A 24,051-nucleotide genomic window follows, 5' to 3' on the forward strand; every position below is an offset into this window, starting at 1 on the left:
ACCACAACACGGCTAACCCCCCCCCGTACCCCTCCCCGCTCACCAAATCCCCCAATATTCCCTACATGCGGGCCCCCCGGGGGTTACCCCCCGGGGGGCCGGGCGGGGCCGACGGGAGGGGTGGATCACTTGGTGAAGCACTTCAGGGGCTGTGCCATGACGTACTCGCCCTGCCGCACCTGGACGAGGGAGCCGCAGGGAGTGGGTTCCGTCGAGTTCAAGGGGAAGGTGAGCGTGCCGAGGGCGGGATTCTCGTAGGTCATCTCGCCCGCGGCGGACAGGAACGATTCGGCGGTGAGGTCCTTGCCCGCGTCGGACAGCGCCTTGAGGAAGACGTCCGCGGACCAGTAGCCCAGCGCGGTGGCCTGGGTGAACTGGTGGTCCGGGTCGATCGCGCGGACGTCGTCCATCAAGGTGCGCATCTCGGGGGTGTCCGCCTCGAAGGGGGCGAACTGACTGACCGTGTAGACCCCTTCGAGGACCTGGGCGGCCTGGGGATCGGCGAGGAGGTTGGGGTCGTAGCTCGCGGCGTCGATGATGGCGCCCTGGTAGCCGGCCTTGCGCAGGGCCCCGATCATGCTCAGGTTGGTCTTGCCGGACATCACCGAGAAGACGACGTCGGGCGGACCGCCGTTGTCGGACTCCATGATCTTGTTGACATAGGGGAGCCAGTCCTGTGGCGGAGTGGCGGAAGGGATGGAGGACGACGAGCCGACGACCCGGTAGCCGGAGGCGTCGAAGAGCCCGACGGAGCTCTTCACACCCTCGCTGCTCTCACTGTTGTCGAAGCCCTGGATCCAGACGGTCTGGCCGTCGGCCGTTCCGTCGGTGCCGCCGAGTTCCTCGGCGAGCAGGTGCGCGGTGACGGCGCGGCTCCATGTCCTGTCCGGGTCCGTGGTCTCCGGCGGCTGCATGCAACCGCTCACGCCGAAGGCGGTCTTCGATCCGCACCACAGGCTGCTGACCGCCCAGCCCCACCGTGAGACACCGGCCTCGTCCGCGGCGTTCGCGGCACCGGCGCCGAAGGCCACCCAGGGAACGATGGCGAAGACCTCCTCGCGCTGGACGAGTTCCTTGACCGCGGCGTCGGCCGTCGCCGGGTTCATGGCGTCGTCCTGGGCCCCGGTGAAGTCGACCGTGCGGCCGTGCACCCCGCCCTCCGCGTTGGCCCGCTCGAAGCGGGCCTTCGCTCCGATCTCCGCCGCGGCGGTGGTGTAGCCGATCGCGCTGGTCCTGGTGACGAGCCCGCCCACCTTGACGGTGTCGCCGAGGACATCGCTCTTGGCGCCGGAGGACCCGTCGTCGGTCTGCGCGGCGCAGGCCGTGGACAAGGTCGTCAGCGCCACCACGGCGATGAGCCAGGTCCGGGCTCTCATGGTCTTCTGACTGTGCATACAACACTCCCGCTTCGCTGCCGGGGTGGACGCGCCGATCCGCGCATTGCGGCGAGAGTAGGAAGGCACAAGTAGGCTGTCAATAAAGAAAACAATATATAAGATACATCCATCATCGTTCGGCGGAGGGACCCTCTCGGATGAACACCAAGGTCTACATCCATGAGTTCATCGACATCACGGGACACAACCGGGCCCGATACATGCAGCACATGACAGCCAACTGGAGCCCGGTCGCGCAGGAGGAGCGCGGACAGCTCTGCTACGGGGTCTGGGGTGTCGTCGGTTCGACCGGGCCGTGGCCCAAGGTCGTCAACATCTGGGAGGAGGACGGTTTCCAGGGACTCGCCGACTCCTTCCGGCACGAGCTGGGCCATGCCGACCTCCAGGATCCGGCGCTCGCCCGCTGGTGGGCGGCGGCGGCCGGGATGCGGTCCGGCGGCTTCGACCGCATCCTCGTCCCGCACCCCGAGATGCCCGCCGTCGAGGATCTGGCCCGCGACCGGCACCGGGGCGAGGTGTACGCCCATGAACTCATCACCGTGAGTCCGGGCTCGGCGTGGCGGTTCCTCGACGCGGTGTGGGAGGACGCCGGGAAGATCGGTGCCTCTTTCGGCTGGCGGCTGACCGGCGCCTGGTGCACGGCCATGCGCAACCGGGACGAGTGCGTGCTGCTGTGGTCGATCCCCACCTGGGACGCCTGGGCCGGGGCCGAACGGGAAGCGGCCCGGGGCCGTGAACTGCTGCCGACCACCGAGGTGTTCGTCCGCGGCCGGCAGCGCGTCCTGCTGGCCGACGCCCCGCTGTCCCCGATGCGGACGGGTCGCCAGCCATCCCGGGAGGACCGCGTCGACTGGAGCGACTGAGGCCCTCGGCCCGGGCGTTCCCGTTCAGGTCCGGCCGGAGCCCCGGTGCGCCACCTCCCGTAGCACCCCTCGCCGGACCACCTCGGCCGGACCGTCCTGGCCGGACCGCCCTCGTCACTCCGTGCCGAACACCCCCACGAAGCTCACCATCTCCCCCGGATAGCCGCCGAGGTTGTGGGTGAGCGCAAGGGAGCGCCTGCCATAGGTGGCGATCCGGCGGTCGGCGGGCGCCTCGCCCCGCAGTTGCAGCCAGGTCTCGAACACCATGCGCAGGCCCGTGGCGCCGACCGGGTGGCCGAACGACTTGAGCCCGCCGTCAGGATTGACCGGCAGATCGCCGTCGAGGTCGAAGGCACCCTCCTGGACCTGGCGGTGGGCGGTGCCTCGGTCGGCGAGCCCCAGGTCCTCCAGCAGGACCAGCTCCGCCGGGGTGAAGCAGTCGTGGACCTCGGCCATGGCCAGCTCCGCGCGGGGATCGCTGATTCCGGCCTGCCGGTACGCCTCGCGCGCCGCGGCGGCCACCTCCGGGAACGTCGTGTAGTCGTAGGACGGATCCATCAGCCCTGAGCCGTCGCCGGAGACGAAGGACAGCGCCTTCACCAGCAGCGGGCGATCTGTGTACCGGTGGGCGTCCGCCGCCCGCACCACGACCGCCGCGGCGGCGCCGTCCGCCACTCCCGCGCAGTCGAGCACCGACAGTCCCCCCGCGACCGGCGGCATGGCGAGCAGCCGTTCCACCGGCATCTCCTTGCGGAACTGCGCCCTCGGATTGCGGGCGCCGTTGGCGTGGTTCTTCGAGGCGATGTGTGCGAGGGCGGTGCGCATCTCCTCCTGGTCCACGCCGTAACGCCGCGCGTAGGCGGGGACGATCATCGAGAACATGGCGGCGGCCGTGAGCGAGCGGGCGGTCCCGTCACCGGGGACGGGAAAGGCGTTGAGCCCCTGGTAGCCGGAGTCCTTGACCTTCTCGGCGCCGATCGCCACGGCCACGTCGTAGGCGCCGGACGCGACCGCGTACACCGCCTGCCGCAGGGCCTCCGAGCCGGTGGCGCAGTAGTTCTCGACGCGAGTGACGGGCTTGTTCCGCAGCCTCAGGGGGCGCGACAGTGCCAGGCCGCTCATGCCCGACTGCACGGTGCCCAGCCAGAACGCGTCGACATCGTCCTTGGTGACGCCCGCCGACACGAACGCCTCGTCGGCCGCCGCGCGCAGCAGGTCGTCGAAGCCCATGTCCCATCGCTCGCCGAAGCGGGTGCAGCCCATGCCGACGATCGCGACGCGATCGGTGATCGGGTGCGCGGCCATGTCAGTCCCCCGTCTCGCGGACCAGCCGCGCCTTCCAGAAGTAGTTGTGCACCCCGTCGGCCGTGTGGAGCCGGCGGAAGGTCATCTCGACCCGGCCGCCGAGGGCCAGTTCGTCGATGTCGACGTCGGTGAGTTCCACCGGGAGCCGGCCGCCGCCGTCGAAGTCCACGACGGCGAACACCACGGGCGGGCTGGGCGAGTAGGCGAGCCGGTCCACGGTGAAGGTGACGACGGTGCCGAGCCCCTCGGCCATGGGGACCCGCTTGGGGTCCAGCGCCGACGGTGGCAGGCTGACGGTCCCGTCGGCGTCCGCCGACCCGACGAAGCCGTACTTGAAGTCCTGGCCGCGCAGCGCCGCCGAGGCCGAGGTACGCGCGGGTTCCGGGCGCCGTGGGGGTTCGGGCGCGAGCATCCCGCGCCAGTCCAGGAAGGTCCGGTACGGCACCGTCCGGCCACGGCCGGCCTGGGCCGCGACCGGGTCCGGCCGCGGATGCGCCTTGAGCGCCGGTGTCGTCCGCAGTACGACGGCGTCCGCGCCGTCGGACAGCGAGAGCAGGACGATGTACTGGCCGGGCACCGCCCGCTCCAGCGCGGCCACCAGGAGCAGCGCCGGCTGTGCGGCGCCCACGTTGCCGACCTGCCCGTCGAGCCGGTCGGTCCGGGCGGCGGCGGGCACGTGCGAGGTGTCCGCGACCGCCTTCGCGGCCCTGGCGTGCAGGCCCGCCACCACGAGCGCGCCGACCTGACCGGGCGCGATCCCCGCCTCGTCGAGGACGCTCGCCAGCGCCTCGCGCCCGAGGTCCGTGTAGACCGTCTCGCCGAACCGCTCCTCCCACAGCCGGGAGAAGGACTCGCCGGGGACCCGCCACCGGTCCAGGAACTCCGCGGTGCGCGAGGCGGTGGCCACGATCTCGGCGAGGACCGGGCCCTCGGCATCGGAGCCGATGAGCAGGGCGGCGGCCCCGTCCCCGCCGGCCGCTTCGTCCGGGCCTCCGGGCCGGCCGGTACGCAGGTCCGACGCCACCACCAGGGCCGGTTCCGCCGACTGTGCCGCGGCGCGCAGGGCGCCCATCGCGGAGCGCACGGAGCCCACGGTGTCGTAGGCGGCGCAGGCCGGCTCCAGCCGCAGGGCCGCGTGGACCGCCGTCGCGTTGGTGCGGTCGGCGTACGGCGGATCGGTGGTGGCGAACCACAGGGCCCTCGGTGCGGCCCGGGTCCGCCGCAGCGCCAGCCGGGCCGCGGCCACCCCCATCGTCGTCGCGTCCTCGTCATATCCGGCGACGGACCGGGTCCCCTTCAGAGTGGGCGCGATCTCGGCCCGGTCCAGGCGCCAGAAGGGGACGTAGCCTCCCCAATCCAGGATTCCTCGCATGCAGTCAGGCTATCTGTATTTTGTATAAAAGATCTAATCTTCATCTACCATGGCGACATGACTTCGAGCACACCGCTGGCCGGCGTCCGCGTCCTGGCACTGGAGCAGATGCAGGCCCTCCCCTACGCCACCCAGCTGCTCGGCCGGCTGGGCGCGGACGTCGTCAAGGTCGAACCACCCGGGAGAGGAGACAGCGGACGCGGCTCGCTGCCCGCCATGACCGACCCGCGGGGCCGGGGCGTCGGCGCCACCTTCCTCCGCAACAACCTGGGCAAACGCAGCGTCTGCGTCGACCTCAAGGATCCTCGCGGCCGGAACCTCGTGCTGCGCCTGGCCCCCCGCTTCGACGTGATAGCCGAGAACTCGCGGCCCGGCGTGCTGTCCCGGCTGGGCCTCGGCTACGACGACATCAGGGCGATCCATCCCCGCGGGATCTACGTCTCGGTCTCCGGCTTCGGCAACACCACCCCCACGCCGTACCGCGACTGGCCGGCCTACGCCCCCGTCGTCGAGGCGATGTCCGGGATCTACGAGATGAAGCGCGCGGACGGCGCCGCGCCGGCCGTCGCCCCGGTCGGCGCGCTCGGCGACATCGGCGCCGCTCTCTTCGCCACCATCGGCATCCTGACGGCCCTGCGGCACCGGGAGACGACGGGGCGCGGACAGTACGTCGACATCGCCATGTTCGACACCATGGTCGCGATGACGGACATCGTCACCAACTTCTGGTCCATGGGCCTGCGCCGGGGTGAACTGGGCCCGCTGATCATGCACGGCTTCCGGGCCAGGGACGGCTGGTTCGTGCTCCAGGTGGCCCGCGAAGGGCACTTCGCCCGGCTGGCCGAGGTCGTGGGCCACCCGGAATGGACCACCGATCCCCGGCTCGCCACCCGGGCGGGCTGGCTGGAGCACCTGGAGGACGTGCTGCGCCCGGCCATCGAGTCCTGGGCGGCCGACCGGACCGCCCACGAGGCAGCGGCGCTGCTGGCCGGGCACGGCATCGCCGCGGGCCCCTGCCTGGCCGACGCCCAGGTGGCGGCCGACCCGCACGTCCGCGCCCGCAACATGCTGGTCGAGATCCCCCGCACGGACGGCGTCCGGCAACCGGTCCTCGTGCCGGGAAACCCGGTGAAACTCAGTGAGCTGCCGGAGTCGGACGCCGGGCGGCCACCCTGGCTCGGCGAACACACCGACGACGTCCTCGCCGCCGAACTCGGCCTGGAAGCCGCCGAACTGGCCGCGCTGCGTGCCGCGGAGGTCATCGCCTGACAGTGAGGATTGACCATGGCATCGCCCGGAGGTCCGACTCTCCGCCTGACTGACGCTTCGGTTGTCCTTCTGGGGAATCGTCGGCCGGTCGGGCTTCCCCGGCGGCACGGGCCGCTCGCGCCGGTCGGCGGCGGACAGCGGCTGCGGGCTCCCCCGAACCGTCGGCGGCGACGGACCTCAGGGCCGCTCCAGCGACGAGCTGCCGGTCCGCCGGGGGCCGTGTCGACGTCGGCCGCCGGTCGCGCCCCGGCGACGACGCCGGTGTCCGCCGGCTCCTGGACCACCGGATCGCCCCCGTGCACCCGGACGCCGACGAGCGCGTGCTGCCGCTCCCGCAGGTGGGCGCGTCGGCCCTTCGGCGGGGCGCACAGCGTGCGTCACAGGCGGCGGCCGGTGCGGAACTCCTCGGGCACCCAGGACGGCTCGCGCTTCTCGGCGAAGGCGCGGGTGCCCTCCCGCATCTCGTCGGAGTGGAGGAAGGCGTCCATGGTCGTGCGGTCCACCATGCCGTATCCGTCGTTGATGATGCGCTTCACCTGGAGTCTGGCCCGCGGGGCGGTCCGGCAGATCTGCACGGCCACCTCGCGTGCCGTCTCCCGTACCTGCGCGTCGGGGACGACCCGGCTGAACATGCCCCAGCTCTCGGCCTCGGCGGCGGTCACCTCGCGTCCGGTCAGGAGCATGTCGCGGGCGCGGGCGATGCCGATCTGCGCGGGCAGGTAGGCCGCGTAGCCGGTGTCCGCGATGCCCCGCAGCAGTTCCGGGGCGCGGACGGTGACGCTCTCCCCCGCCACCGCGACATCGGAGAGCATCGCGATGATCAGACCGCCGCCCTGCGCCTTGCCGTTCACCGCGGAGACGACCGGCTTGGGCGAGCGCCGGATCGCCTCGAAGGGCGTGGAGTCCATGCCGAGCAGGTCCGGGAAGTCCAGCCAGCGGTCCGGCTCACTGCCCCGCAGCTCACCACCGGGCATGAAGATGTCGCCGGTGCCGGTGATGAGGAGGGCCGCCAGGGTGTCGTCCCGGTTGACCACGTCCACGGCACGCCGGATGCCGAAGTACATGGCACTGGTCAGGGCGTTGCGGGAGTCGGGCCGGTCCACGACGCACCACGCGAGGGAGCCCTCGCGTTCGAGGCGGAGGTACGGGGTGCCCAGATCGTCGCCGGACAGGCCGGCCGGGGTGGCGCCCATCAGCGCCGCTCGAAGGTGACGCCGGCCGCCTCGCGGTCCCAGGTGGCGCCGGTGACGCCCTCGGCCCTCAGGAGGTGCTTGGTGGAGCGGCCGGTCCGGCTCAGCGGCAGCGCGGCGCGGAACTCGAAGTAGCGCGGGACGGCGTAGTAGGGCAGTTGATCGATGGCCCAGCGGCACAGGGCCTCCGCCGTCAGGGCCGCGCCGTCCGCCTCCGTCCGCAGGACGACGGTGACCTTGACATCGTCCTCGGAGACCTCGCTCGGCACGGCGTGGACACATACGTCGCGCACCGCGGGATGGGTGTGGAACACCTTCTCGATCTCCCAGCTGGAGATGTTCTCGCCGCGCCGCCGCAGATAGTCGGACTTGCGGTCGACGAAGTACAGATAGCCGTCCTCGTCGAGGCGGCCGATGTCACCGGTGTGGAACCACAGGTTGCGCCAGGCCGCGACGGTCGCCTCGGGGCGGTTCCAGTAGCCCTCGAACATGACATGGGGTTTGCGCGGCCGGCAGACGATCTCGCCTTCGGCGCCGATGGGGACCGCGCGGTCGTCCTCGTCGAAGACACCGACGACGAACGCCTCGGCGTTGACCAGTCCGGCGGAGCCGGGCCGCCCCGGGTTCCCGGCCGGCAGCCAGGAGATGAGGGACGCCTCGGTGGTGCCGTAGGCGTTGCTGAAGGTGGCCGCGCCGAACCGGGTCCGGAAGATCTGGTCGGTCTCCGGAGGCATGGGGGCGCCGGTGACCAGCCGCAGGGTGGTGTTGCTGGTCCGCGCCCCGCCGTTCTTCGCCTGGGGATGGTCGTCGGCCTTGGCGACGAGCACGGCCAGGGAGCCGAGCATGGAGGCGATGGTGGCGCCGGTGCGGTTGATCTCCGGCCAGAATCCGGAGACGGAGAACCGGCGGGCCAGCGCGGCCCGGCCGCCGCTGAGCAGGGTGCCGGTCAGCAGGCACGAGATGGCGTTGAAGTGGAAGAGCGGGAGCGGGCTCCACACCACGTCGTCCGGGGTACGTCCCCAGGAGTCGATGATCTGCCGCGCGATCGACAGGTGGTACTGGTGGCTGAGCGCACAGCCCTTGGACGGTCCGGTGGTGCCGCCCGTGTAGACGATGGTGCCCAGGTCGGCCGGGCGCACGACGACGCCCGGCCGGGGTCCGGAGGCGGTCAGCAGGTCCGCCCAGGCGTGGACGGCGGCCCCGGGCGCGGCGGGGAGCGCTCCCCCGCCGTCGTCCACGACGACGAGGTGGCGCACCGAGTCCAGGGTGCCGAGGACGGCCAGGGCACGCTCCGCCAGGTCCGCGTCCACGATGATCACGGCCGAGTCCGCGTCCGCCAGTTGGTGGCGCAGCAACTCACCCTTCAGGGCCGTGTTCACCGGTACGGCTATCGCGCCGAGGCGGTGGATGGCGAACCAGGCGACGACGGCCTCGGAGCCGTTCTCCAGCAGGGTGGCGACCGTCGCGCCCTGGCCGACGCCGAGTGCGGACAGGCCGACCGCGATCCGTTCGGCGGCCCGGTCGAGACCGGCCGCGGTGTACGCGGTGCCGCACAGGTCCAGGAAGGGCCCGTCCGGGTCGGCGGACAGCCGCCGTTCCAGCAGATCGAGCAGAGTGTGCTGTTCCTCGTTCACCCAGTCAGCCATACCGCCCTCATCGCATAAAGTATTCACTCGTCAGGAACAAGAGGAGCGACAACGGGCCGCGTGGCGGGTCAGGAGGCCGATTCCGCCGCCGGCTCCGGGTCGCCGTCGAACATGCCCTTCCCCCGGAAGAGGTCGACCACCAGATCGCCCTGGCGGCGCAGCATGGCCGCGTACTCCCGCTCGGCGAGTTCGGAGTATCCGCGCTCGATCGCGGTCACGATCGCCTCGGTCCCGTCCCGCTCCACGGCGTCGGCGCCCGGCACCAGTTCGAAGAAGTTGCCCGGCACGATGTCGGTCATCTGCCGCACCAGCGTCTTGAGTCGCGGCGACTGCGCGGCGTCGATCACCGTACGGTGGAAGTTCAGGGTCAGTTCGTGCAACGCGCCCGCGTCCTTCTCCTTGCGGATCCGCCGCACGATCGGCTGGAGCCGTTCGGCGAGGTCGGCGCCCTGGCGCTCGACGGCGCGGCGCACACCGAAGCCGTAGAACATGCCGTACAGCTCGTAGTGGTCGCGTACGGAGTTCTCGTCCAGGGCGTTCACGAACGCGCCGCGGTGCGGGATCATGGTCACCCAGCCCTCCCGCTCCAGGGCGATGAGGGCTTCGCGGACGGGAATGCGCGAGACGCCGAGGGCGTCGGCGATCGCGTCCTGCGGGACCCGCTGGCCCGCCTTGAGCACGCCGTCGAAGACCAGCCGCCGTACATAGAGGCGCACCTGTTCGCCGCTGCTCAGCCGGGGCAGGCTGTGACCCGGCAGCGGCTTCTGCTCGTCCGTCGCCGACCGGGTGGCGGAATCCGGAACCTGGCTGATGACCGTCACGTCCTTGACTCGTAGGTACTGCTGCACATTGCAGATTACCTACAATATCAAGTGGGAAGATCCAGCCCGAGCAGCCGAATGGCGTTGCCCCGCGCGATCTTGCGGACGGCGTCCGCGTCCAGATGGCCGAACTGTTCCGCCGCCGCCTCCCGCGAGTGCGGCCAGGTGCCGTCCTGGTGCGGATAGTCGGTCTCGAAGGTCACATTGTCCAGGCCGACCCGGTCGAGCAGCTCCACGCCCACCCGGTCCTTGAAGAAGCAGCTGGTGATCTGCCGGTAGTAGTACGTCGACGGCGGCTCGGGGCACTGGTCCTGTCCCTGTGCCCAGCCCCGGTGGGTCTCCCATACGTCGTCGGCCCGGTCGAGCAGGTAGGGCACCCAGCCGATCTGGGCCTCGGCGTAGAGCAGCTTGAGCCGGGGGAAGCGGTGCAGGACTCCGGAGAACAGGAAGTCCGTCATGCTCGCGACGCTGTTGCCGAAGATGATGGTCGCGGGGACCGCACCCGGCGCGTCGGCGGAGGTCTGCGGGGTCTTGGTGCCGGAGCCGATGTGCATGGCCAGCACCGTGCCGGTCTCCTCGCAGGCGGCGAAGAACGGATCCCAGTAGCGGGAGTGCAGGCTCGGCAGGCCCAGGTAGGCGGGCAGCTCACTGAACGCGACGGCCCGCACCCCCCGGGCGGCGTTGCGGCGCAGTTCGGCGATGGCGAGGCCGACGTCCCACAGGGGGATCAGGCACAGGGGGATGAGCCGGCCACCGCTGGAGCCGCACCACTCGTCGACCATCCAGTCGTTGTAGGCCCTGACCGACTGGAGCGCCAGCTCCCGGTCCTTGCCCCACAGGAAGATCTGCCCGCAGAAGCGCGGGTAGTTGGGGAAGCACATCTGCGCCTCCACACCGTTCAGTTCCATGTCCGCGACGCGTTCGGCGGGGATCCAGCAGCCGGGGCGCATGTCCTCGTAGGTGACGCCCTCATTGGTGACCTGGTCGGCGGGTACTCCCGCGGCGGCGACGTACCGCTTGATCTGGGTCCAGGTGTCCTCGTACACCCACCAGGCGACGTCGGGGCCGTCGGTCCCGGGCTTCTCCACGTACCTGCCGTCGACGAGTTCCACGTCCCCGCGCGGGGCGTGCACGATGCGCGGGCCCCGGTCCCGGAGCCCGGCGGGCAGCCGGCTCTGCCACAGGCCCGGCGGCTCGACGACATGAGCGTCGACGTCGATGAGTTTGGGGATCTCCATGAGGCCCTCCTCGGGGCGGTTCACGCGGATGGGTCAGGACACCGGTGCGCCGTCGGCGGGGAGCGGCGGGTCCGGTTCGGGCCGGCGGGACGGGCGCCAGCAGACGGCGAGCAGCGTGGCGGCGCCGGCGCCTCCGATCCCGGCCGCGGCGGCCAGCCCGGGCCAGCCGTCGAGGCCGGTGCCGAGCAGGTGGTCCGCGGAGACCCGGCCGGGGCCGAGCGCGGCCAGGGCCGCCGCCACGACGGCGATCATCAGCACGTACTCGTAACCCTCGCCGGGGCGGAAGATGAAGAAGCCGTTCCGCAGGTGGTGGGCGATCAGCGCGACGGCCATGGTGCCGATGACGGCGCCCGCGGCCGGCGCGGTCAGCAGCCCGGCCACGAGCAGGAGGCCGGCGCCGGTCTCGGTGACCGTCGCGAGCAGGGCGTGCACCCGGCCGGGCCGGATGCCGAGGGACTCGAACCAGCGCGCGGTGCCGGGGAGGCGTCCGCCGCCGAAGGCGTGGTGCCAGCCGTGCGCGATCATGGTCCCGCCGACGACCAGGCGGAGCAGCAGCGCGGCGGTGTCGACGGGGTTCATCCCCGGCTCCGCTCGGTGGCGGCGGTCAGGTCCGCGATCTCCTCGGGTCCGTAGCCCAGTTCCCCCAGCACGGTCGCGGTGTGCTCGCCCAGTGCGGGCACCGGATCCAGCCGCCACTCCCAGGAGTCCGTCTCCGGCGGCGGCAGCAGCACCGTGACCGGTCCGCCGGGTGAGCCGACCTCGCGCCATCGGTTCCGCGCGGTCAGCTGCGGGTGGTCCAGCACCTCGCCGGGTGAGTTGAGCCGCGCGTGGCCCAGACCCGCGCGTTCGGCCACCGCCCGGCACTCGGCGAGGTCATGCCCCCCGGCCCAGGCGGCGAGCAGCTCGTCCAGTTCGGACCGGCGGGCCACCCGGCGGCTATTGGTCGCGTAGCGGGGGTCGGCGGCGAGGTCCGCGCGGCCCAGCACCCCGGTCGCCAGCCGGCGCCACTCTGCGTCGTTGGTCGTGCCCAGCACCAGTGTCCGGCCGTCGCGGGTCGGGTAGGCGCCGTACGGCGCGACCATGGGTGAGCCGACGCCGTTGGGCTCGATGTCGACACCGGCGTACCGGGCCTGGTTGAGCGCGAAACCCATCCACTCGGCGACGGCGTCGAAGAGCCCGACGGAGATGGCGGCGCCCTCGCCCGTGCGCTGCCGGGTGTAGAGCGCGGCCAGCACGCTCGCGAAGGCGTACATGCCGGCGCCGATGTCGGCGAGCGGGATGCCCGGCTTCGCCGGGGATCCGGGGGTTCCGGTGATCGCGCACGATCCGGCCTCGGACTGGACGAGCAGGTCGTAGGCGCGGGCGTCGGCGTAGGGCCCGCCCTTGCCGTATCCGGAGATGTCGACGGTGATGAGGTCCGGCCGGCCGGTCCGCAGCGCGGCCGATCCGAGGCCCAGCCGGTCGGCCGCGCCCGGGGCGAGGTTCTGTACGACGACATCGGCGCGCGCCAGGAGCCGGTCGAGCGCGGCCCGCCCGGCGGGCCGCTTGAGGTCGAGCACCACGGACTCCTTGTTCCGGTTCGCCCAGGTGAAGTGGGCCGACTGTCCGTGCACCACGTCGTCGTAGTCGCGGGCGAAGTCGCCGCCGTCGGGGCGCTCCACCTTCACGACCCGGGCGCCCAGGTCCCCGAGGTGTCGCGTGCACAGGGGCGCGGCGACGGCCTGTTCGAGGGCGACGACCAGTATTCCGGCGAGAGGCTGCATGATGCTTGTATATAATATTCATGCCGTCTGATGGAAGGGGCCGTTCATGACCGAGCCTGCCGCGCTGGTCGTCCCACGTCTCGTCGACGCGGTGGCCGTGCTCCGGTTGGCCGATCCCGGCCGGCGCAACGCGCTCTCGCGGCAGCTCAGCGACGCGCTGGCCGATGCCGTGTCGGCCGCGCTGGGAGCCGGCGCCCGCGCCCTGGTGCTGACGGCCGCCCCGCCGGTCTTCTGCGCGGGCGGTTCGCTGGACGCGCTGGTCGACCGCGCCGACCCGCTGCCCGAACTGTTCGCCGGTATGCGGGCGCTGGCGAACGCCCCCGTCCCGACGATCGCCGCGGTCGGCGGGCCGGCCATCGGCGCCGGGGTCAATCTGCCGCTCGCCTGCGACATCGTCGTCGTCACCCCACGGGCCAGGTTCGACCCGTGTTTCCTGGACGTGGGCATCCACCCCGGCGGCGGCCATCTCCAGCGCCTCGCCCAGCGGATCGGCCCGCAAGGAGCCGCCGCGCTGGTGTTGTGCGGCGACGTGCTCACCGGCGCCGAGGCGGTCGCACGGGGACTGGCCTGGCGCTGCGTCCCGGAGGAGGACCTGGAGTCCACCGCGCTGTCGCTGGCCGCGCGGGCGGCGGCCCGGCCGCCCCGGCTGGTGCGACGGACGAAGGAGAGCCTGCGCGGCAGCCTCCCGCCGGCCACCGCGGACGAGGCGTTCGCCCTGGAACTCGCGGCACAGGAGTGGTCCATGGCCCAGCCCGAGTTCGCCGAGTCCGTCGCCCGGGTCCGGCGGCGGGTCAGGGACGGCGGACGGCGAACCTGAGGCGCGGACGGCGAGCCCGGGGCGCACGGGCGGGGACCAGGGCGGAGGGAATCGGGGAGCGCCGGCGCGTGGCGGACGGGCGGGCGGCGGTGAGCACCGGCGGCCCCGACCACGAACCCCATGCCTCCCCCGCTCACCCGGCGAGAGCCCGCCCCCGAGGCCATCCACCGGACCGGAGCCACCCACCACACATGCCAAGCCCTCCACCGCACCAGGGAATCCGGCCGACACCCGCCCCCGGCCCGACCGGCCAGAGCCCACCCGCGCCCAGACCCCAGGTCGACCATCACGGCCCGAGGAGTCCGCCCCGACCCGAGGGTGCGGCCCGGGCTCGGTCGGCGGGCTCGTGCCCGCGGGTGGTTCAGAGCAGTTCGATCACCAGGGCGGAGCCCATTCCGCCGCCCGCGCACATCGCGACGCAGCCGAACGTCCCGCCCCTGCGGCGCAGTTCCCCCAGCATGGTGACGATCATGCGGGCCCCGGTCGCGGCCACCGGGTGGCCCAGGCCGCACCCGCTGCCGTTCACGTTCAGCCGGGTCTCCTCGATGCCGAGGAGCCTGGCCGACGCGGCCACGACGGTGGTGAACGCCTCGTTGATCTCGAACAGATCGATGTCGCCGAGGGTGAGGCCGGCCCGCTCCAGGGCCATCGGGACGGCCTCCGTCGGGGCCAGTCCGGTGCGTTCGGGCGCCACCCCCACCGAGGCCCAGGCGACGATCCGGGCGAGCGGGGGGATTCCGTGGGCGGTGACGTAGGGGTCGGAGGCGAGGACGAGGGCGGCGGCGGCGTCGTTCAGGCCGGCGGAGTTGCCCGCGGTGACGACGGCACCCGGCAGCTCCGGATGGAGCACGGGCAGGGCCGCGAGGCGTTCGGCCGAGGTGTCCGGCCGGGGATGCTCATCGGTGTCGAACACGGTGCCGTCCGGCAGCGGCACCGGGATGATCTCAGCGGCGAAGTGGCCCGCCGCGAGGGAGGCGAGGGCACGGGTGTGCGAGGCGAGTGCCCAGTCGTCCGCCTCCTTGCGGCCGATCCCGGCGAGCCGCGCGGTGTTCTCACCGACGGTCACCGACATGTCCCCGGCCGGGGCACGGGGTGTCTCGGGGTGGGTCGGCGACATCCATGGCTGGAAGTCACCGGCCGACGCCGGGGCGGAGCGCAGGACGCGGGGCATGGTGCTCAGGCTCTCGGTGCCGCCGGCCACGACCACCTGGTCCATGCCGGACCCGATCGAGGCCGCCGCCAGTTGGACGGCGGTGAGCCCGCCGGCGCAGTGCCGGTTGACCGCGAACCCCGGGACGGCGGTCAGGCCAGTCTCCAGGGCGACGTACCGGCCGATGTCCCCGCCGCCCTGGAGGGACTCGGCGAGGATCAGGTCGTCGATGTCCTCGACCGGGACCGGGGACCGGCCGACCGCCCCGGCGACGGCCGTACGGGCCAGCCGGAAGGCGTCGATGTCGCGCAGGGTGCCCTTGTAGGACCGTCCGATGGGGGTGCGGGCGGCGGAGACGATCAGCGCGTCGGGCATGGGGGCGGCTCCTTGTCGTGACGATCAGCGAGGGGCGAAGCGCTGGCCGCCGTCCAGGCGGATGGTCTGCCCGTTCAGCATCGGGTTGCGGACGATGCCCTCGGCCAGCAGGGCGTACTCCTCGGGGAATCCGGGACGTCTGGGGAAGGCGGCGTCCTTGGTGAGCGCGGCGACGACCTCGGCGGGAGCGCCCTCCATCAGGCCGGTCGCGAAGAGGCTCGGCGCGATCGCCATCACCCGGATCCCCAGGCTGCCCAGGTCACGGGCCATGGTGAGGGTCATTCCGGCGACGCCGGCCTTGGCCGCGGAGTACGACACCTGGCCGATCTGGCCCTCGAAGGCGGCGATGGACGAGGTGTTGACGATGACTCCCCGCTCGCCGCCCGCGTCGGGCTCGTTCCCGCTCATGTGCCATGCCTGGAGGCGGTTGAGGTTGAACGTGGCCACCAGATTGAGTTCGACCAGCCGCCGGAACTCCTCCAGGGGCAGGGGACCGTCCTTGCCGATGACCCGTCTGCTGACACCGCCGCCTGCCGTGTTCACCGCGATGTGCAGGGCCCCGTGGGTCGCCACGGCCGCCGCGAGGGCGGCTTCGGTGGCCTCGGCGTCGGTGACGTCACAGGGATGGAACGTGGCCGACGCGCCCAGTTCCGCGGCCGTCTCGGCGCCGCGTCCCGACGGCAGGTCGAGCACCGCCACCGCGGCGCCCTGTCCGGCCAGCAACCGGGCCGTGGCACGCCCCAGTCCGGAGCCTCCCCCGGCCACCACGGCCACCTTTTTCGCTGTGTCCACGGGCACGTCCTCCCGTACGGGCTTCAAAGCAGGATCGGATCTATGATACAGATTTTGTATATCATATTTAGTTAGGGGGTCACCTCATGCGAGTGCTGAACGGAATCGACGAACTGCGCGCGGCGGTCGGCGAACATCTCGGCCACAGCCCCTACCGGACGGTCACCCAGGCCGACATCGACGCCTTCGCCGAACTGACCGGCGATCATCAGTGGATCCACACCGATCCCGGGCGGGCCGCCCAGGGCCCGTTCGGCACGACGATCACGCACGGGCTGCTCACGCTGTCACTGGGGCCGCGGCTGGTCAACGACATCTACCGGATCACGGGGATGCGGATGGGCGTGAACTACGGCTACGACCGCATCCGGTACCCGGCGCCGGTACCCGTCGACTCCAAGGTCAGGGTCGGCGCGGTGCTGGAGTCCGTCGAGGACGTGCCCGGCGGCGTGCAACTGCGGCTGGCATTCACCTGGGAGATCGAGGGCGGGACCAAACCGGCGTGCGTGGCCTCGATGCTGCTGCGCTACAGCGCCTGAGCGGGAAAGGGCGGGAACCATGCGAGAAGCGGTCATCTGCGAACCCCTGCGCACACCGGTCGGCCGGTACGGCGGCGCGCTGCGGGACATACCGGCGGCCGGGCTGGCGACGATCGCGCTGCGGGCGCTGCTCGACCGCACGGGGCTCACCTCGGACCACATCGACGAGGTGCAGCTCGGCCAGTGCTACCCCACCTCGGAGGCGCCCGCGATCGGCCGGGTGGCCGCGCTCGACGCGGGGCTGGACGAGACCGTCACCGGGCTCCAGCTCGACCGGCGGTGCGGATCCGGGCTCCAGACGGTCCTCAACGCGGCCATGCAGGTGGCCTCCGGGGTCAGTGAACTGGTCGTGGCGGGCGGCGCGGAGAGCATGAGTTCGGCCGCGTTCTACTCCACCGAGGCCCGCTGGGGGGTGCAGGGCGGCGCGCTCACCCTGCACGACGCGCTGGCCCGCGGCCGGACCACCGCGGGCGGGCGGCTCCACCCGGTGCCGGGCGGGATGCTGGAGACGGCTGAGAACCTGCGCAGGGAGTACGGCATCTCCCGGCAGGAGCAGGACGAACTGGCGCTCGCCTCCCAGGTCCGCGCGGTGACCGCGCAGCGCGAGGGGCGGTTCGCCGACGAGATCGTGCCCGTCGAGGTGCCCGGTCGGGGCGGGGTGACCGTGGTCGGCGCGGACGAGCACCCCAGGCCCGACACGTCGCTCGGCACGCTGGCACGGCTGCGCCCGGTCCTGGCCCGCGACGACGAGGGGGCGACGGTCACGGCCGGCAACTCCAGTGGCCAGAACGACGGGGCCGCGGTCTGTGTGGTCACACATCCCGACCGCGCCGCCCGGCTCGGTCTGCGCCCGCTCGCCCGGCTGGTCTCCTGGGCGGTCGCCGGGGTGCCCCCGCGCACGATGGGCATCGGCCCCGTACCGGCGACCCGGGTGGCGCTGGAGCGCGCCGGGCTGACGCTGGCGGACATCGATCTGATCGAGGTCAACGAGGCGTTCGCCGCCCAGGTTCTCGCCTGCTGCCGGGAATGGGGCTTCGGCGCCGCCGACCTGGAGCGCACCAATGTCAACGGGTCGGGGATCTCCCTCGGCCACCCGGTGGGCGCGACGGGCTGCCGCATCCTCGCCACGCTGCTGCGGGAACTGGACCGCAGGCAGGGTCGCTACGCCCTGGAGACGATGTGCATCGGCGGCGGCCAGGGCCTCGCGGCGGTCTTCGAGCGCGTACCGGGGTGAGCGTCGGCCTCCCATTTGACCGCGCGGGCGGTCCCCTCCCACCCGGACAGCCGCGCACCCACGCACCCACGCACCCACGCACCCACGCACCAGGAAACACCCACATTCACTGTCCCACCCACACAGAAAAGGATCGGGATGGAACTCCTCGCAGGACGGACCGCGATCGTCACGGGCGCCGGCCAGGGCATCGGTCTGGCCATCGCCCGGGTGTTCGCCGAGCACGGTGCCCGGCTGGTCGTCGCCGATGTCGACGGCGACTCGGCCGGGGCGGCGGTAGAGTCGCTGCGCGCCGGCGGGGCCGACGCCTGCCCGGTCAGGTGCGACGTCACCCTCCAGGACGATGTGGAGGCGCTGATCACCGGCGCGGTCGAGCACTACGGGGCCGTGGACGTCCTGGTCAACAACGCGGGCATCACGCGTGACGCGACCCTGCGGACGATGGACGAGGAGCAGTTCCGCGCGGTGCTGGACGTCCATCTGCTGGGCACCTGGCTCGGCACGAAGTACGCCTCCCTGCACATGCGGGAACGGCGTACCGGGTCGATCGTGAACATCTCCTCGATCTCCGGGAAGGTGGGGCTGCCCGGCCAGACCAACTACAGCGCGGCGAAGGCGGGCGTCGTCGGCCTGACCAAGGCCGCCGCGAAGGAACTGGCGCACCTGGGAATCCGGGTGAACGCCATCCAGCCGGGTCTGGTCCGCACCGCCATGACCGGGGCACTGCGGCCGGAGATCTGGCAGGAGAAGCTCGCCGGGGTGCCCATGGGCCGGGCCGCGGAGCCGGAGGAGATCGGGAAGGTGGCGCTGTTCCTCGCCGGGGATCTGTCGAGTTACATGACGGGTGCCGTGCTGGAGGTGACGGGCGGTCGGCACATGTGACCGCCCGCCCGGTGCGGGCGGCCCACACCGTGAGACCGCTCACCTGGTACGGGCCCCTGCACTGGGACGGCGCACCCGGAACGGGCGGCCCACACCGTGAGGCCGCTCACCCGGAACGGGCGACCCGCTCGCTGGGACCGCTCACCCGGGCCGGACGATCCGTTCGGACAGCAGCCAGCCCGCCTCGGTGCGCCGCAGGGTGTCGTGGTACGACCCCATCGCGGCCAGCACGGGGCGGGCCGCGGTGCCGGTGCAGAACTGCCAGCAGGACTCCGCGACAGCACGGTCCCCGTCGACGGTGACGGCGACCGTGCTGACCAGATGCCGGGTGTGGGTGCCCGGCCCGGTGGTGCCGGCCCCCCGGCGTTCGGCACCGGCCGCGGCGATCTCCGCCCGCCCATGCCGGACCGGCCGGCCCGCCATCTCCCAGCGCGCGTCCTCGGTGAAGCACGCGGCGTACTCCTCGATCGTCCCGGTGTCGGAGGTGTGCGCTATCCGCGCCAGTACGTTCCTGACCGCCAGCTCGTCCACGTGTCCGCCTCCTTGGTCAGCGCAGTCCGGGGGCCCGGGTGCCGAAGAGGTCCGTGGCCACCTGGGCACCGAGCGCGGTCGCGTCCCAACGCCGCTCGCCGCTGCCGATGGTCCGGGCCTCGTGCCAGCCGCCCATGAGATGGATCTTGTCGTGGATGGCACGGATCACCTGGCCGGTCACCTGTTGCGCCTCGGCGCTGGCGAGCCAGGCGACCAGCGGTGAACTGCCCGCGGGATCCATCGGGTGATACGCGTCCTCGGCCAGTTCGTCGGGCTCGAACGGGACGAGTGCCTCGCCCATGGTCGCGGTGAGCCGGGTCATTCCGCCGGGACCGATGGCGTTGACGGTCACCCCCAGCCGGTACAGCTCCAGACTGGTGGTGAGGGTGAGCCCGACGATCGCGGCCTTGGCGGTCGCGTAGTTGGACTGGCCCATGTTGCCGCTGAGTCCCGCGCCGGACGTGGTGTTGATGATCCGTCCGGTGAACCGCTCCCCCGCCTTCGCCCGGGCCCGCCAGTGCCGGGCCGCGTGGTGCGTGGTCAGCCAGGTACCGCGGACATGGACGCGCATCACACTGTCGAAGTCGTCCACGGTCATGTTCCAGATCATCCGGTCACGGGCGATGCCCGCGTTGTTCACCAGGATGTCGACCCGGCCGAACTCCGCGACGGTCCGCTCGAACAGGGCGGCGACGGCGTCCGGGTCGGACACATCGCCGTAGTCGGCCAGCGCGGTGCCACCGCGCCCGGCGATGAGCCCCACGACCTCGTCGGCGTCCTTCCCCTCGCCCTCGCCGCGCACCGACGAGCCGAGGTCGTTCACCACCACCCGGGCTCCCTGCCGGGCCAGTTCCAAGGCATGGCCACGGCCGATGCCGTGTGCCGCGCCCGTGACGATCGCGACCTTGTCCTCCAGAAGACGGGTCACGCACACCTCCCGAGACTCGATACCACTCACAATGCAGACTATATATAGTATCAATACACCGAAGGAGAGTGCCTGGTATGGCGACCACAGATCCCCGGGGCGACCTGCGCTGGCGAACCACCGGCCGGCTCCTGACCGAGATGGCCGCGCGCCGCGGCACGGCGGAGGCGATCGTCGACGGGGCGAGGAGGATGTCGTACACCGAACTGGACGCCGAGGTGACCCGGCTGGCCCGGTCGTTCCTGGCCACCGGGCTGGAGAAGGGCGACCGGGTGGCGATCTGGGCGCCGAACAGCGCCCGGTGGATCGTCGCGGCGCTCGCGCTGCAACGGGCCGGCGGGGTGCTCGTCCCCCTCAACACCCGGTTCCGGGCGGCCGAGGCGGCGTACATCCTGGCCCGCAGCGGGGCGCGGGCCCTGGTCGTCACCGGCGAGTTCCTCGGCCGTGACTACGCGGGCGAACTCGCCGCCGAGGCGGGACCCTCCGGCGGCGGACTCCCCTGGACGGGGCTGCCGTCGCTGCGGACCGTGGTGGTGCTGGACGGGGAGCCGCGGCGGCCGTTCCGCACCTGGGAGGACTTCTCGGCCGCCGGAGCCGCGGTGACCGACGAGGACGTACGGCGCCGGGCGGCGTCGGTGGGTCCCGACGACCTCTGCGACATGCTGTTCACCTCGGGCACGACCGGCCACCCCAAGGGCGCGCTGAGCACCCACGGCCAGACCCTGCGGGCGTACGCCGTCTGGGCCGAGGTGGTCGGACTGCGCGAGGGCGACCGGTATCTCGTGGTCAACCCGTTCTTCCACGGGTTCGGCTACAAGGCCGGGTGGCTCGCCTCGCTGATCGTCGGCGCCACGGTGCTGCCCGAGCGCACCCTGGACGTCCCCCGGGTGCTGGCCGCCGTCCGCCGGGAGCGCGTCACGGTGCTGCCGGGCACCCCCGCCCTGTACCAGACGATGCTGGAGCACCCGGAGTTCAGCGCCGAGGGCGTGGGTCATCTGCGGCTGGCGGTGACCGGCGCGGCGGGTGTCCCGCCGGCCCTGCTGGTGCGGATCAAGGAGGAGCTGGGGTTCTCCCACATCGTCACCGGCTACGGCCTGACCGAGTCCTGCGCCATCGTCTCCATGTGCCGCTACGACGATCCGCCCGAGGTGGTCGCGACGACGTCCGGGCATCCGCTGCCGGGCCTGGAGGTCGCCGTGGTCGACGCCTCGGGCGTCTTCCTGCCGCCGGGGCGGGAGGGCGAGATCGTGGTGCGCGGATACACCGTCATGAAGGGGTACTTCGGCGAGGACGCGGAGACCGCGGCCACCATCGACGCGGACGGCTGGCTGCACACCGGTGACATCGGCGCGCTGGACGCGTCGGGGCGGCTGCGGATCACCGACCGGCTCAAGGACATGTTCATCGTGGGCGGTTTCAACGCGTACCCGGCCGAGATCGAGCGCGTCCTCGACCGCCATCCGGGCATCGCGCGGTCGGCCGTCGTCGGGGTGCCCGATGCGCGGCTGGGCGAGGTGGGCGCGGCCTTCGTCGTGGCGCGGCGCGGCAGGTCCCTGGACCCGGCGGGGGTCATCGCCTGGGCGCGGGACAACATGGCCAACTACAAGGTGCCCCGGCAGGTCCACGTGGTGGCGGACCTGCCGGTCAACGCGGCCGGGAAGGTGCTCAAGGGCGAGCTGCGCGAGCGTCTCGCCCAGGCCGGGCAGGGCTGATCACTCCGGGCCGAACGCCCCCGCCGCCCGCAAGGCCTCGATGCGCGCGCGGTCGTAGCCGAGGAGGTCGTGCAGGATCTCCTCGGTGTGCCGGCCGGCCGCCGGGGCCCGGTCGGCCGCGGCGGGCGGCGCCTCCCCCACGACCCGCGCCGGGAACGGGAGCTGGTCCGCGCCGAGGCGTTCCGCGCTCTGCCAGGGCATCCGGTCCGCGAACTGCGGGTCCTGACCGATGTCCGCCGGGGTGTTGACCGGGCCGATGGGGACGTCGTGGGCGAGTCCCAGCCCGATCCAGTGCGCGGTGGGGTGTTCCCGGAAGACTGCGGCCAGTTCGCGGCGCAGCCAGAGGTCGCCGCGGGCGTGGTCGGCGAGCGGTGCCCCGGGGCGGGCCTCGTACAGATCGTCCCGGCCGACGGCGGAGCAGAAGTTCTTCCAGAACTTGCGCTCGGAGGCCATGAACAGGATGTGGCCGTCGGCCGACGCGTAGAACTGGTAGCGGACACCGTCCGCCATGCCCGCGGTGCCCGGTGGCCGCCGCTCGAAGCCGTCCGCCGGATTCCCGGTCACCTCGCCGGCCGGGCGCCGGTAGGCGCGGTGTCCTTCGCTGCGCAGCCAGTCGAAGGCCGCCGCCGCGTCGGACTGGGCGACCTCCAGATGGCAGCCGTGGCCGCTCTCCCGGGCCCTGAGCACGGCCGCCAGGATCGCCGTGGTGCCGAACAGCGGGCCCGCCGTGATGCCGATGGAGGTGTGGTCGGGGATCGACGGCAGGCCCCCGGGGCCAGGCACCGGGGCGACGGTACCGGCCCAGGCGTCGTAGGCGACGCCGTGGCTGGGCAGTTCGCGGTACGGCCCGGTCATGCCGTATCCGGTGATGCTGAGCAGCACCACACGCGGATTGACCTCCCGCAGCCGCGAGTAGCCGAGCCCGCGGCGGTCCAGGCCGCCGGGGCGCATGGCCTCGATGACGGCGTCGGCGCCGGCCACCAGGGCCAGGAAGGTGTCCCGGCCGGCCGGTGTGCGCAGATCCAGCACGATGCTGTTCTTGCCCCGGCTGATGTGCAGATGGAGCAGCGACTCGCCCTCCACCATCGGCCAGCTCATCCGCCGGATGTAGTCGCCGCCGGGCGGCTCCACCTTGATCACGTCGGCGCCCAGGTCGGCGAGCGGGGTGGAGACCGCGCCCGGTCCGAGCATCGAGCACTCCACGACCCTGAATCCGGCCAGCAGCCTCGGTCCCAGTGGTGTGTCGTCGGTCATGTGCGCCCCTCTCCCTCACCTACATCACTATAGATATTGTCTATTGTATATTTCTATCGGCTAGACTCGTCCTCCCGGGAATCGAGGAGGCACGGTGGGATCGAGCTACCAGTCGGCGCAGGGCCTGGACGCGCGGGTCGAGGGCACCGTCCTGCGCCTCACCCTGGACAATCCACGGCGCCGCAACGCCCTTGACGATGTGTCCCTCGGCGCGTTCGTCCGGGCGCTCGAACAGGCCGCCACCGATGAGGATCTGCGTGCGATCCTGCTCGCCGGCCACGGTCCCACGTTCTGCGGCGGCTTCGACATCGTCGGCCGCAACTCCGGCGACCCGGGCCTCAGGCCGCGTACCGGGAGCATCCAGCGCCGGCTGCCGATCCAGGCGGGCCGGCTGCTCACGCTGCTCCTGGAGGTGCAGTTGCCGGTGGTGTGCGCCGTGCGCGGCGCGGCGGTCGGGATCGGGGCGCAGCTCGCGCTCGCCGCCGATTTCACCGTGGCCGCGCTCGACGCCCGCTTCTGGTACCCGTTTCTGCGGCGGGGCTTCACCCCCGACTCGGGCAGTACCTGGCTGCTGCCCCGGATCGTCGGCCCGCTGCGGGCCCGGCAGTTGCTCATGCTCGGCCGGGAGCTGTCCGGCGCCGACGCGCAGGCGTGGGGCCTCGCTCACGAGGCGGTCCCCGAGGCCGAGGTCGCCTCGGCCGCCGAGGCCCTCGTGGCGGAGCTGGCCGCGGGCCCGACCGTCGCGCTGGGCCTGACCAAGTCGCTCCTCAACGCCGCGGCGGGACACGATCTGCGCGCCCATCTCGCCGACGAGGCGTACGCCATGGAGCTGAGCAGCCGCAGTCCGGACTTCCGGGAGGGGCTGCGGGCCTTCACGGAACGCCGGGACCCCGAGTTCCACGGCAGGTGACATCGGCGCGGGTGACTTCGGCGCGGGCGACTTCGACGCCGGTGCCGGCCGTGGCCCGCCGGC

The 24,051-nt window shown here is 72.4% G+C and carries 22 protein-coding genes; 8 read left to right on the forward strand and 14 right to left on the reverse strand.

All coding sequences use genetic code 11. The features are described from left to right. Positions 1-125: 125 nt before the first annotated feature. Positions 126-1,394: an ABC transporter substrate-binding protein gene (locus ACFRFC_RS21345; protein WP_382678737.1), complete on the reverse strand. Its 1,269-nt coding sequence runs from the start codon at positions 1,392-1,394 to the stop codon at positions 126-128. Positions 1,395-1,534: 140 nt separating this feature from the next. Here ACFRFC_RS21345 and ACFRFC_RS21350 point away from each other — a divergent pair, with 140 nt between their 5' ends. Then, a complete protein-coding gene (locus tag ACFRFC_RS21350) occupies positions 1,535-2,260 on the forward strand; it encodes a hypothetical protein (RefSeq protein WP_382678734.1) in 726 nt (241 codons plus the stop codon). Positions 2,261-2,374: 114 nt separating this feature from the next. Here ACFRFC_RS21350 and ACFRFC_RS21355 read toward each other — a convergent pair whose 3' ends face one another. Both ACFRFC_RS21355 and ACFRFC_RS21360 read right to left on the reverse strand, forming a co-directional pair. Further along, positions 2,375-3,565 (reverse strand): acetyl-CoA acetyltransferase, encoded by a 1,191-nt coding sequence (locus ACFRFC_RS21355; protein WP_382678731.1) that lies wholly within the window; start codon positions 3,563-3,565, stop codon positions 2,375-2,377. A 1-nt stretch (position 3,566) separates the two neighbouring features. Continuing rightward, the gene (locus ACFRFC_RS21360) at positions 3,567-4,937 is read right to left on the reverse strand and encodes an OB-fold domain-containing protein (RefSeq protein WP_382678729.1); all 1,371 of its coding nucleotides are present in this window, start codon (positions 4,935-4,937) and stop codon (positions 3,567-3,569) included. Between the two features lie 57 nt (positions 4,938-4,994). Between ACFRFC_RS21360 and ACFRFC_RS21365 the strand changes: the two genes are divergently transcribed. Continuing rightward, the gene (locus tag ACFRFC_RS21365) at positions 4,995-6,206 is read left to right on the forward strand and encodes a CaiB/BaiF CoA transferase family protein (protein WP_382678726.1); all 1,212 of its coding nucleotides are present in this window, start codon (positions 4,995-4,997) and stop codon (positions 6,204-6,206) included. A gap of 377 nt (positions 6,207-6,583) precedes the next feature. Here ACFRFC_RS21365 and ACFRFC_RS21370 read toward each other — a convergent pair whose 3' ends face one another. From ACFRFC_RS21370 to ACFRFC_RS21395, 6 genes are all read right to left on the reverse strand, one after another. Then, a complete protein-coding gene (locus ACFRFC_RS21370) occupies positions 6,584-7,399 on the reverse strand; it encodes an enoyl-CoA hydratase/isomerase family protein (protein ID WP_382678723.1) in 816 nt (271 codons plus the stop codon). Continuing rightward, the gene (locus ACFRFC_RS21375) at positions 7,399-9,042 is read right to left on the reverse strand and encodes an AMP-binding protein (protein WP_382678720.1); all 1,644 of its coding nucleotides are present in this window, start codon (positions 9,040-9,042) and stop codon (positions 7,399-7,401) included. The genes ACFRFC_RS21370 and ACFRFC_RS21375 overlap by 1 nt, the downstream gene beginning before the upstream one ends. Positions 9,043-9,110: 68 nt before the next feature. After that, entirely contained in the window at positions 9,111-9,863 is a 753-nt protein-coding gene (locus tag ACFRFC_RS21380; protein WP_382678718.1) for a GntR family transcriptional regulator, read from the reverse strand. A gap of 47 nt (positions 9,864-9,910) precedes the next feature. Beyond that, a complete protein-coding gene (locus tag ACFRFC_RS21385) occupies positions 9,911-11,101 on the reverse strand; it encodes an amidohydrolase family protein (protein ID WP_382678715.1) in 1,191 nt (396 codons plus the stop codon). A gap of 33 nt (positions 11,102-11,134) precedes the next feature. Beyond that, a complete protein-coding gene (locus ACFRFC_RS21390; RefSeq protein WP_382678712.1) occupies positions 11,135-11,680 on the reverse strand; it encodes a DoxX family protein in 546 nt (181 codons plus the stop codon). Next, positions 11,677-12,864 carry a CaiB/BaiF CoA transferase family protein gene (locus tag ACFRFC_RS21395; RefSeq protein WP_382678710.1) on the reverse strand — a complete coding sequence of 396 codons (1,188 nt, stop codon included), beginning with the start codon at positions 12,862-12,864 and terminating at the stop codon, positions 11,677-11,679. Before ACFRFC_RS21395 ends, ACFRFC_RS21390 begins: the two co-directional genes overlap by 4 nt. Positions 12,865-12,910: 46 nt before the next feature. On the opposite strand from ACFRFC_RS21395, the gene ACFRFC_RS21400 reads away from it, so the two are divergent. Continuing rightward, positions 12,911-13,681: an enoyl-CoA hydratase-related protein gene (locus ACFRFC_RS21400; protein ID WP_382678706.1), complete on the forward strand. Its 771-nt coding sequence runs from the start codon at positions 12,911-12,913 to the stop codon at positions 13,679-13,681. A gap of 361 nt (positions 13,682-14,042) precedes the next feature. Here the strand turns inward: ACFRFC_RS21400 and ACFRFC_RS21405 are convergent, their stop codons facing one another. Both ACFRFC_RS21405 and ACFRFC_RS21410 read right to left on the reverse strand, forming a co-directional pair. Continuing rightward, positions 14,043-15,206 carry a thiolase family protein gene (locus ACFRFC_RS21405; RefSeq protein WP_382678703.1) on the reverse strand — a complete coding sequence of 388 codons (1,164 nt, stop codon included), beginning with the start codon at positions 15,204-15,206 and terminating at the stop codon, positions 14,043-14,045. A gap of 24 nt (positions 15,207-15,230) precedes the next feature. Beyond that, positions 15,231-15,998, reverse strand: coding sequence for an SDR family NAD(P)-dependent oxidoreductase (locus ACFRFC_RS21410; RefSeq protein WP_382678700.1), 768 nt, complete (start codon positions 15,996-15,998; stop codon positions 15,231-15,233). 86 nt (positions 15,999-16,084) lie between these two features. Here ACFRFC_RS21410 and ACFRFC_RS21415 point away from each other — a divergent pair, with 86 nt between their 5' ends. The 3 genes from ACFRFC_RS21415 to fabG all read left to right on the forward strand — a co-directional run bounded on the left by ACFRFC_RS21415 (position 16,085) and on the right by fabG (position 18,653). Next, on the forward strand, positions 16,085-16,537 hold the full coding sequence (locus ACFRFC_RS21415; RefSeq protein WP_382678698.1) for a MaoC family dehydratase: 453 nt from the start codon (positions 16,085-16,087) through the stop codon (positions 16,535-16,537). Positions 16,538-16,556: 19 nt separating this feature from the next. Next, positions 16,557-17,771, forward strand: coding sequence for an acetyl-CoA C-acetyltransferase (locus tag ACFRFC_RS21420; RefSeq protein WP_382678696.1), 1,215 nt, complete (start codon positions 16,557-16,559; stop codon positions 17,769-17,771). A gap of 138 nt (positions 17,772-17,909) precedes the next feature. Next, positions 17,910-18,653, forward strand: a complete 744-nt coding sequence (gene fabG / locus ACFRFC_RS21425; RefSeq protein ID WP_382678693.1) for a 3-oxoacyl-ACP reductase FabG — start codon at positions 17,910-17,912, stop codon at positions 18,651-18,653. Positions 18,654-18,794: 141 nt separating this feature from the next. Here the strand turns inward: fabG and ACFRFC_RS21430 are convergent, their stop codons facing one another. Together ACFRFC_RS21430 and ACFRFC_RS21435 are read right to left on the reverse strand one after the other, a co-directional pair. After that, positions 18,795-19,184 carry a nuclear transport factor 2 family protein gene (locus tag ACFRFC_RS21430; RefSeq protein WP_382678690.1) on the reverse strand — a complete coding sequence of 130 codons (390 nt, stop codon included), beginning with the start codon at positions 19,182-19,184 and terminating at the stop codon, positions 18,795-18,797. Between the two features lie 16 nt (positions 19,185-19,200). Further along, entirely contained in the window at positions 19,201-20,112 is a 912-nt protein-coding gene (locus ACFRFC_RS21435) for an SDR family NAD(P)-dependent oxidoreductase (RefSeq protein ID WP_382678687.1), read from the reverse strand. A 77-nt stretch (positions 20,113-20,189) separates the two neighbouring features. Between ACFRFC_RS21435 and ACFRFC_RS21440 the strand changes: the two genes are divergently transcribed. Next, a complete protein-coding gene (locus ACFRFC_RS21440; RefSeq protein WP_382678685.1) occupies positions 20,190-21,824 on the forward strand; it encodes a FadD3 family acyl-CoA ligase in 1,635 nt (544 codons plus the stop codon). Here ACFRFC_RS21440 and ACFRFC_RS21445 read toward each other — a convergent pair whose 3' ends face one another. Further along, positions 21,825-23,078, reverse strand: a complete 1,254-nt coding sequence (locus ACFRFC_RS21445) for a CaiB/BaiF CoA transferase family protein (protein WP_382678682.1) — start codon at positions 23,076-23,078, stop codon at positions 21,825-21,827. It abuts the gene before it with no gap. A gap of 94 nt (positions 23,079-23,172) precedes the next feature. On the opposite strand from ACFRFC_RS21445, the gene ACFRFC_RS21450 reads away from it, so the two are divergent. Beyond that, positions 23,173-23,988 carry an enoyl-CoA hydratase/isomerase family protein gene (locus ACFRFC_RS21450; RefSeq protein WP_382678679.1) on the forward strand — a complete coding sequence of 272 codons (816 nt, stop codon included), beginning with the start codon at positions 23,173-23,175 and terminating at the stop codon, positions 23,986-23,988. The last annotated feature ends 63 nt before the right edge of the window (positions 23,989-24,051 follow it).

It is taken from the genome of Streptomyces sp. NPDC056734, from assembly GCF_042790455.1.
Lineage (GTDB): Bacteria > Actinomycetota > Actinomycetes > Streptomycetales > Streptomycetaceae > Streptomyces.

Excerpts from the sequence above, each read along its gene's own strand:
- ACFRFC_RS21345 (WP_382678737.1), bottom strand. The coding sequence starts at position 1,394 with ATGCACAGTCAGAAGACCATGAGAGCCCGGACCTGGCTCATCGCCGTG.
- ACFRFC_RS21350 (WP_382678734.1), top strand. The coding sequence starts at position 1,535 with ATGAACACCAAGGTCTACATCCATGAGTTCATCGACATCACGGGACAC.
- ACFRFC_RS21355 (WP_382678731.1), bottom strand. The coding sequence starts at position 3,565 with ATGGCCGCGCACCCGATCACCGATCGCGTCGCGATCGTCGGCATGGGC.
- ACFRFC_RS21360 (WP_382678729.1), bottom strand. The coding sequence starts at position 4,937 with ATGCGAGGAATCCTGGATTGGGGAGGCTACGTCCCCTTCTGGCGCCTG.
- ACFRFC_RS21365 (WP_382678726.1), top strand. The coding sequence starts at position 4,995 with ATGACTTCGAGCACACCGCTGGCCGGCGTCCGCGTCCTGGCACTGGAG.
- ACFRFC_RS21370 (WP_382678723.1), bottom strand. The coding sequence starts at position 7,399 with ATGGGCGCCACCCCGGCCGGCCTGTCCGGCGACGATCTGGGCACCCCG.
- ACFRFC_RS21375 (WP_382678720.1), bottom strand. The coding sequence starts at position 9,042 with ATGGCTGACTGGGTGAACGAGGAACAGCACACTCTGCTCGATCTGCTG.
- ACFRFC_RS21385 (WP_382678715.1), bottom strand. The coding sequence starts at position 11,101 with ATGGAGATCCCCAAACTCATCGACGTCGACGCTCATGTCGTCGAGCCG.
- ACFRFC_RS21390 (WP_382678712.1), bottom strand. The coding sequence starts at position 11,680 with ATGAACCCCGTCGACACCGCCGCGCTGCTGCTCCGCCTGGTCGTCGGC.
- ACFRFC_RS21395 (WP_382678710.1), bottom strand. The coding sequence starts at position 12,864 with ATGCAGCCTCTCGCCGGAATACTGGTCGTCGCCCTCGAACAGGCCGTC.
- ACFRFC_RS21400 (WP_382678706.1), top strand. The coding sequence starts at position 12,911 with ATGACCGAGCCTGCCGCGCTGGTCGTCCCACGTCTCGTCGACGCGGTG.
- ACFRFC_RS21405 (WP_382678703.1), bottom strand. The coding sequence starts at position 15,206 with ATGCCCGACGCGCTGATCGTCTCCGCCGCCCGCACCCCCATCGGACGG.
- ACFRFC_RS21415 (WP_382678698.1), top strand. The coding sequence starts at position 16,085 with ATGCGAGTGCTGAACGGAATCGACGAACTGCGCGCGGCGGTCGGCGAA.
- ACFRFC_RS21420 (WP_382678696.1), top strand. The coding sequence starts at position 16,557 with ATGCGAGAAGCGGTCATCTGCGAACCCCTGCGCACACCGGTCGGCCGG.
- fabG (WP_382678693.1), top strand. The coding sequence starts at position 17,910 with ATGGAACTCCTCGCAGGACGGACCGCGATCGTCACGGGCGCCGGCCAG.
- ACFRFC_RS21440 (WP_382678685.1), top strand. The coding sequence starts at position 20,190 with ATGGCGACCACAGATCCCCGGGGCGACCTGCGCTGGCGAACCACCGGC.
- ACFRFC_RS21445 (WP_382678682.1), bottom strand. The coding sequence starts at position 23,078 with ATGACCGACGACACACCACTGGGACCGAGGCTGCTGGCCGGATTCAGG.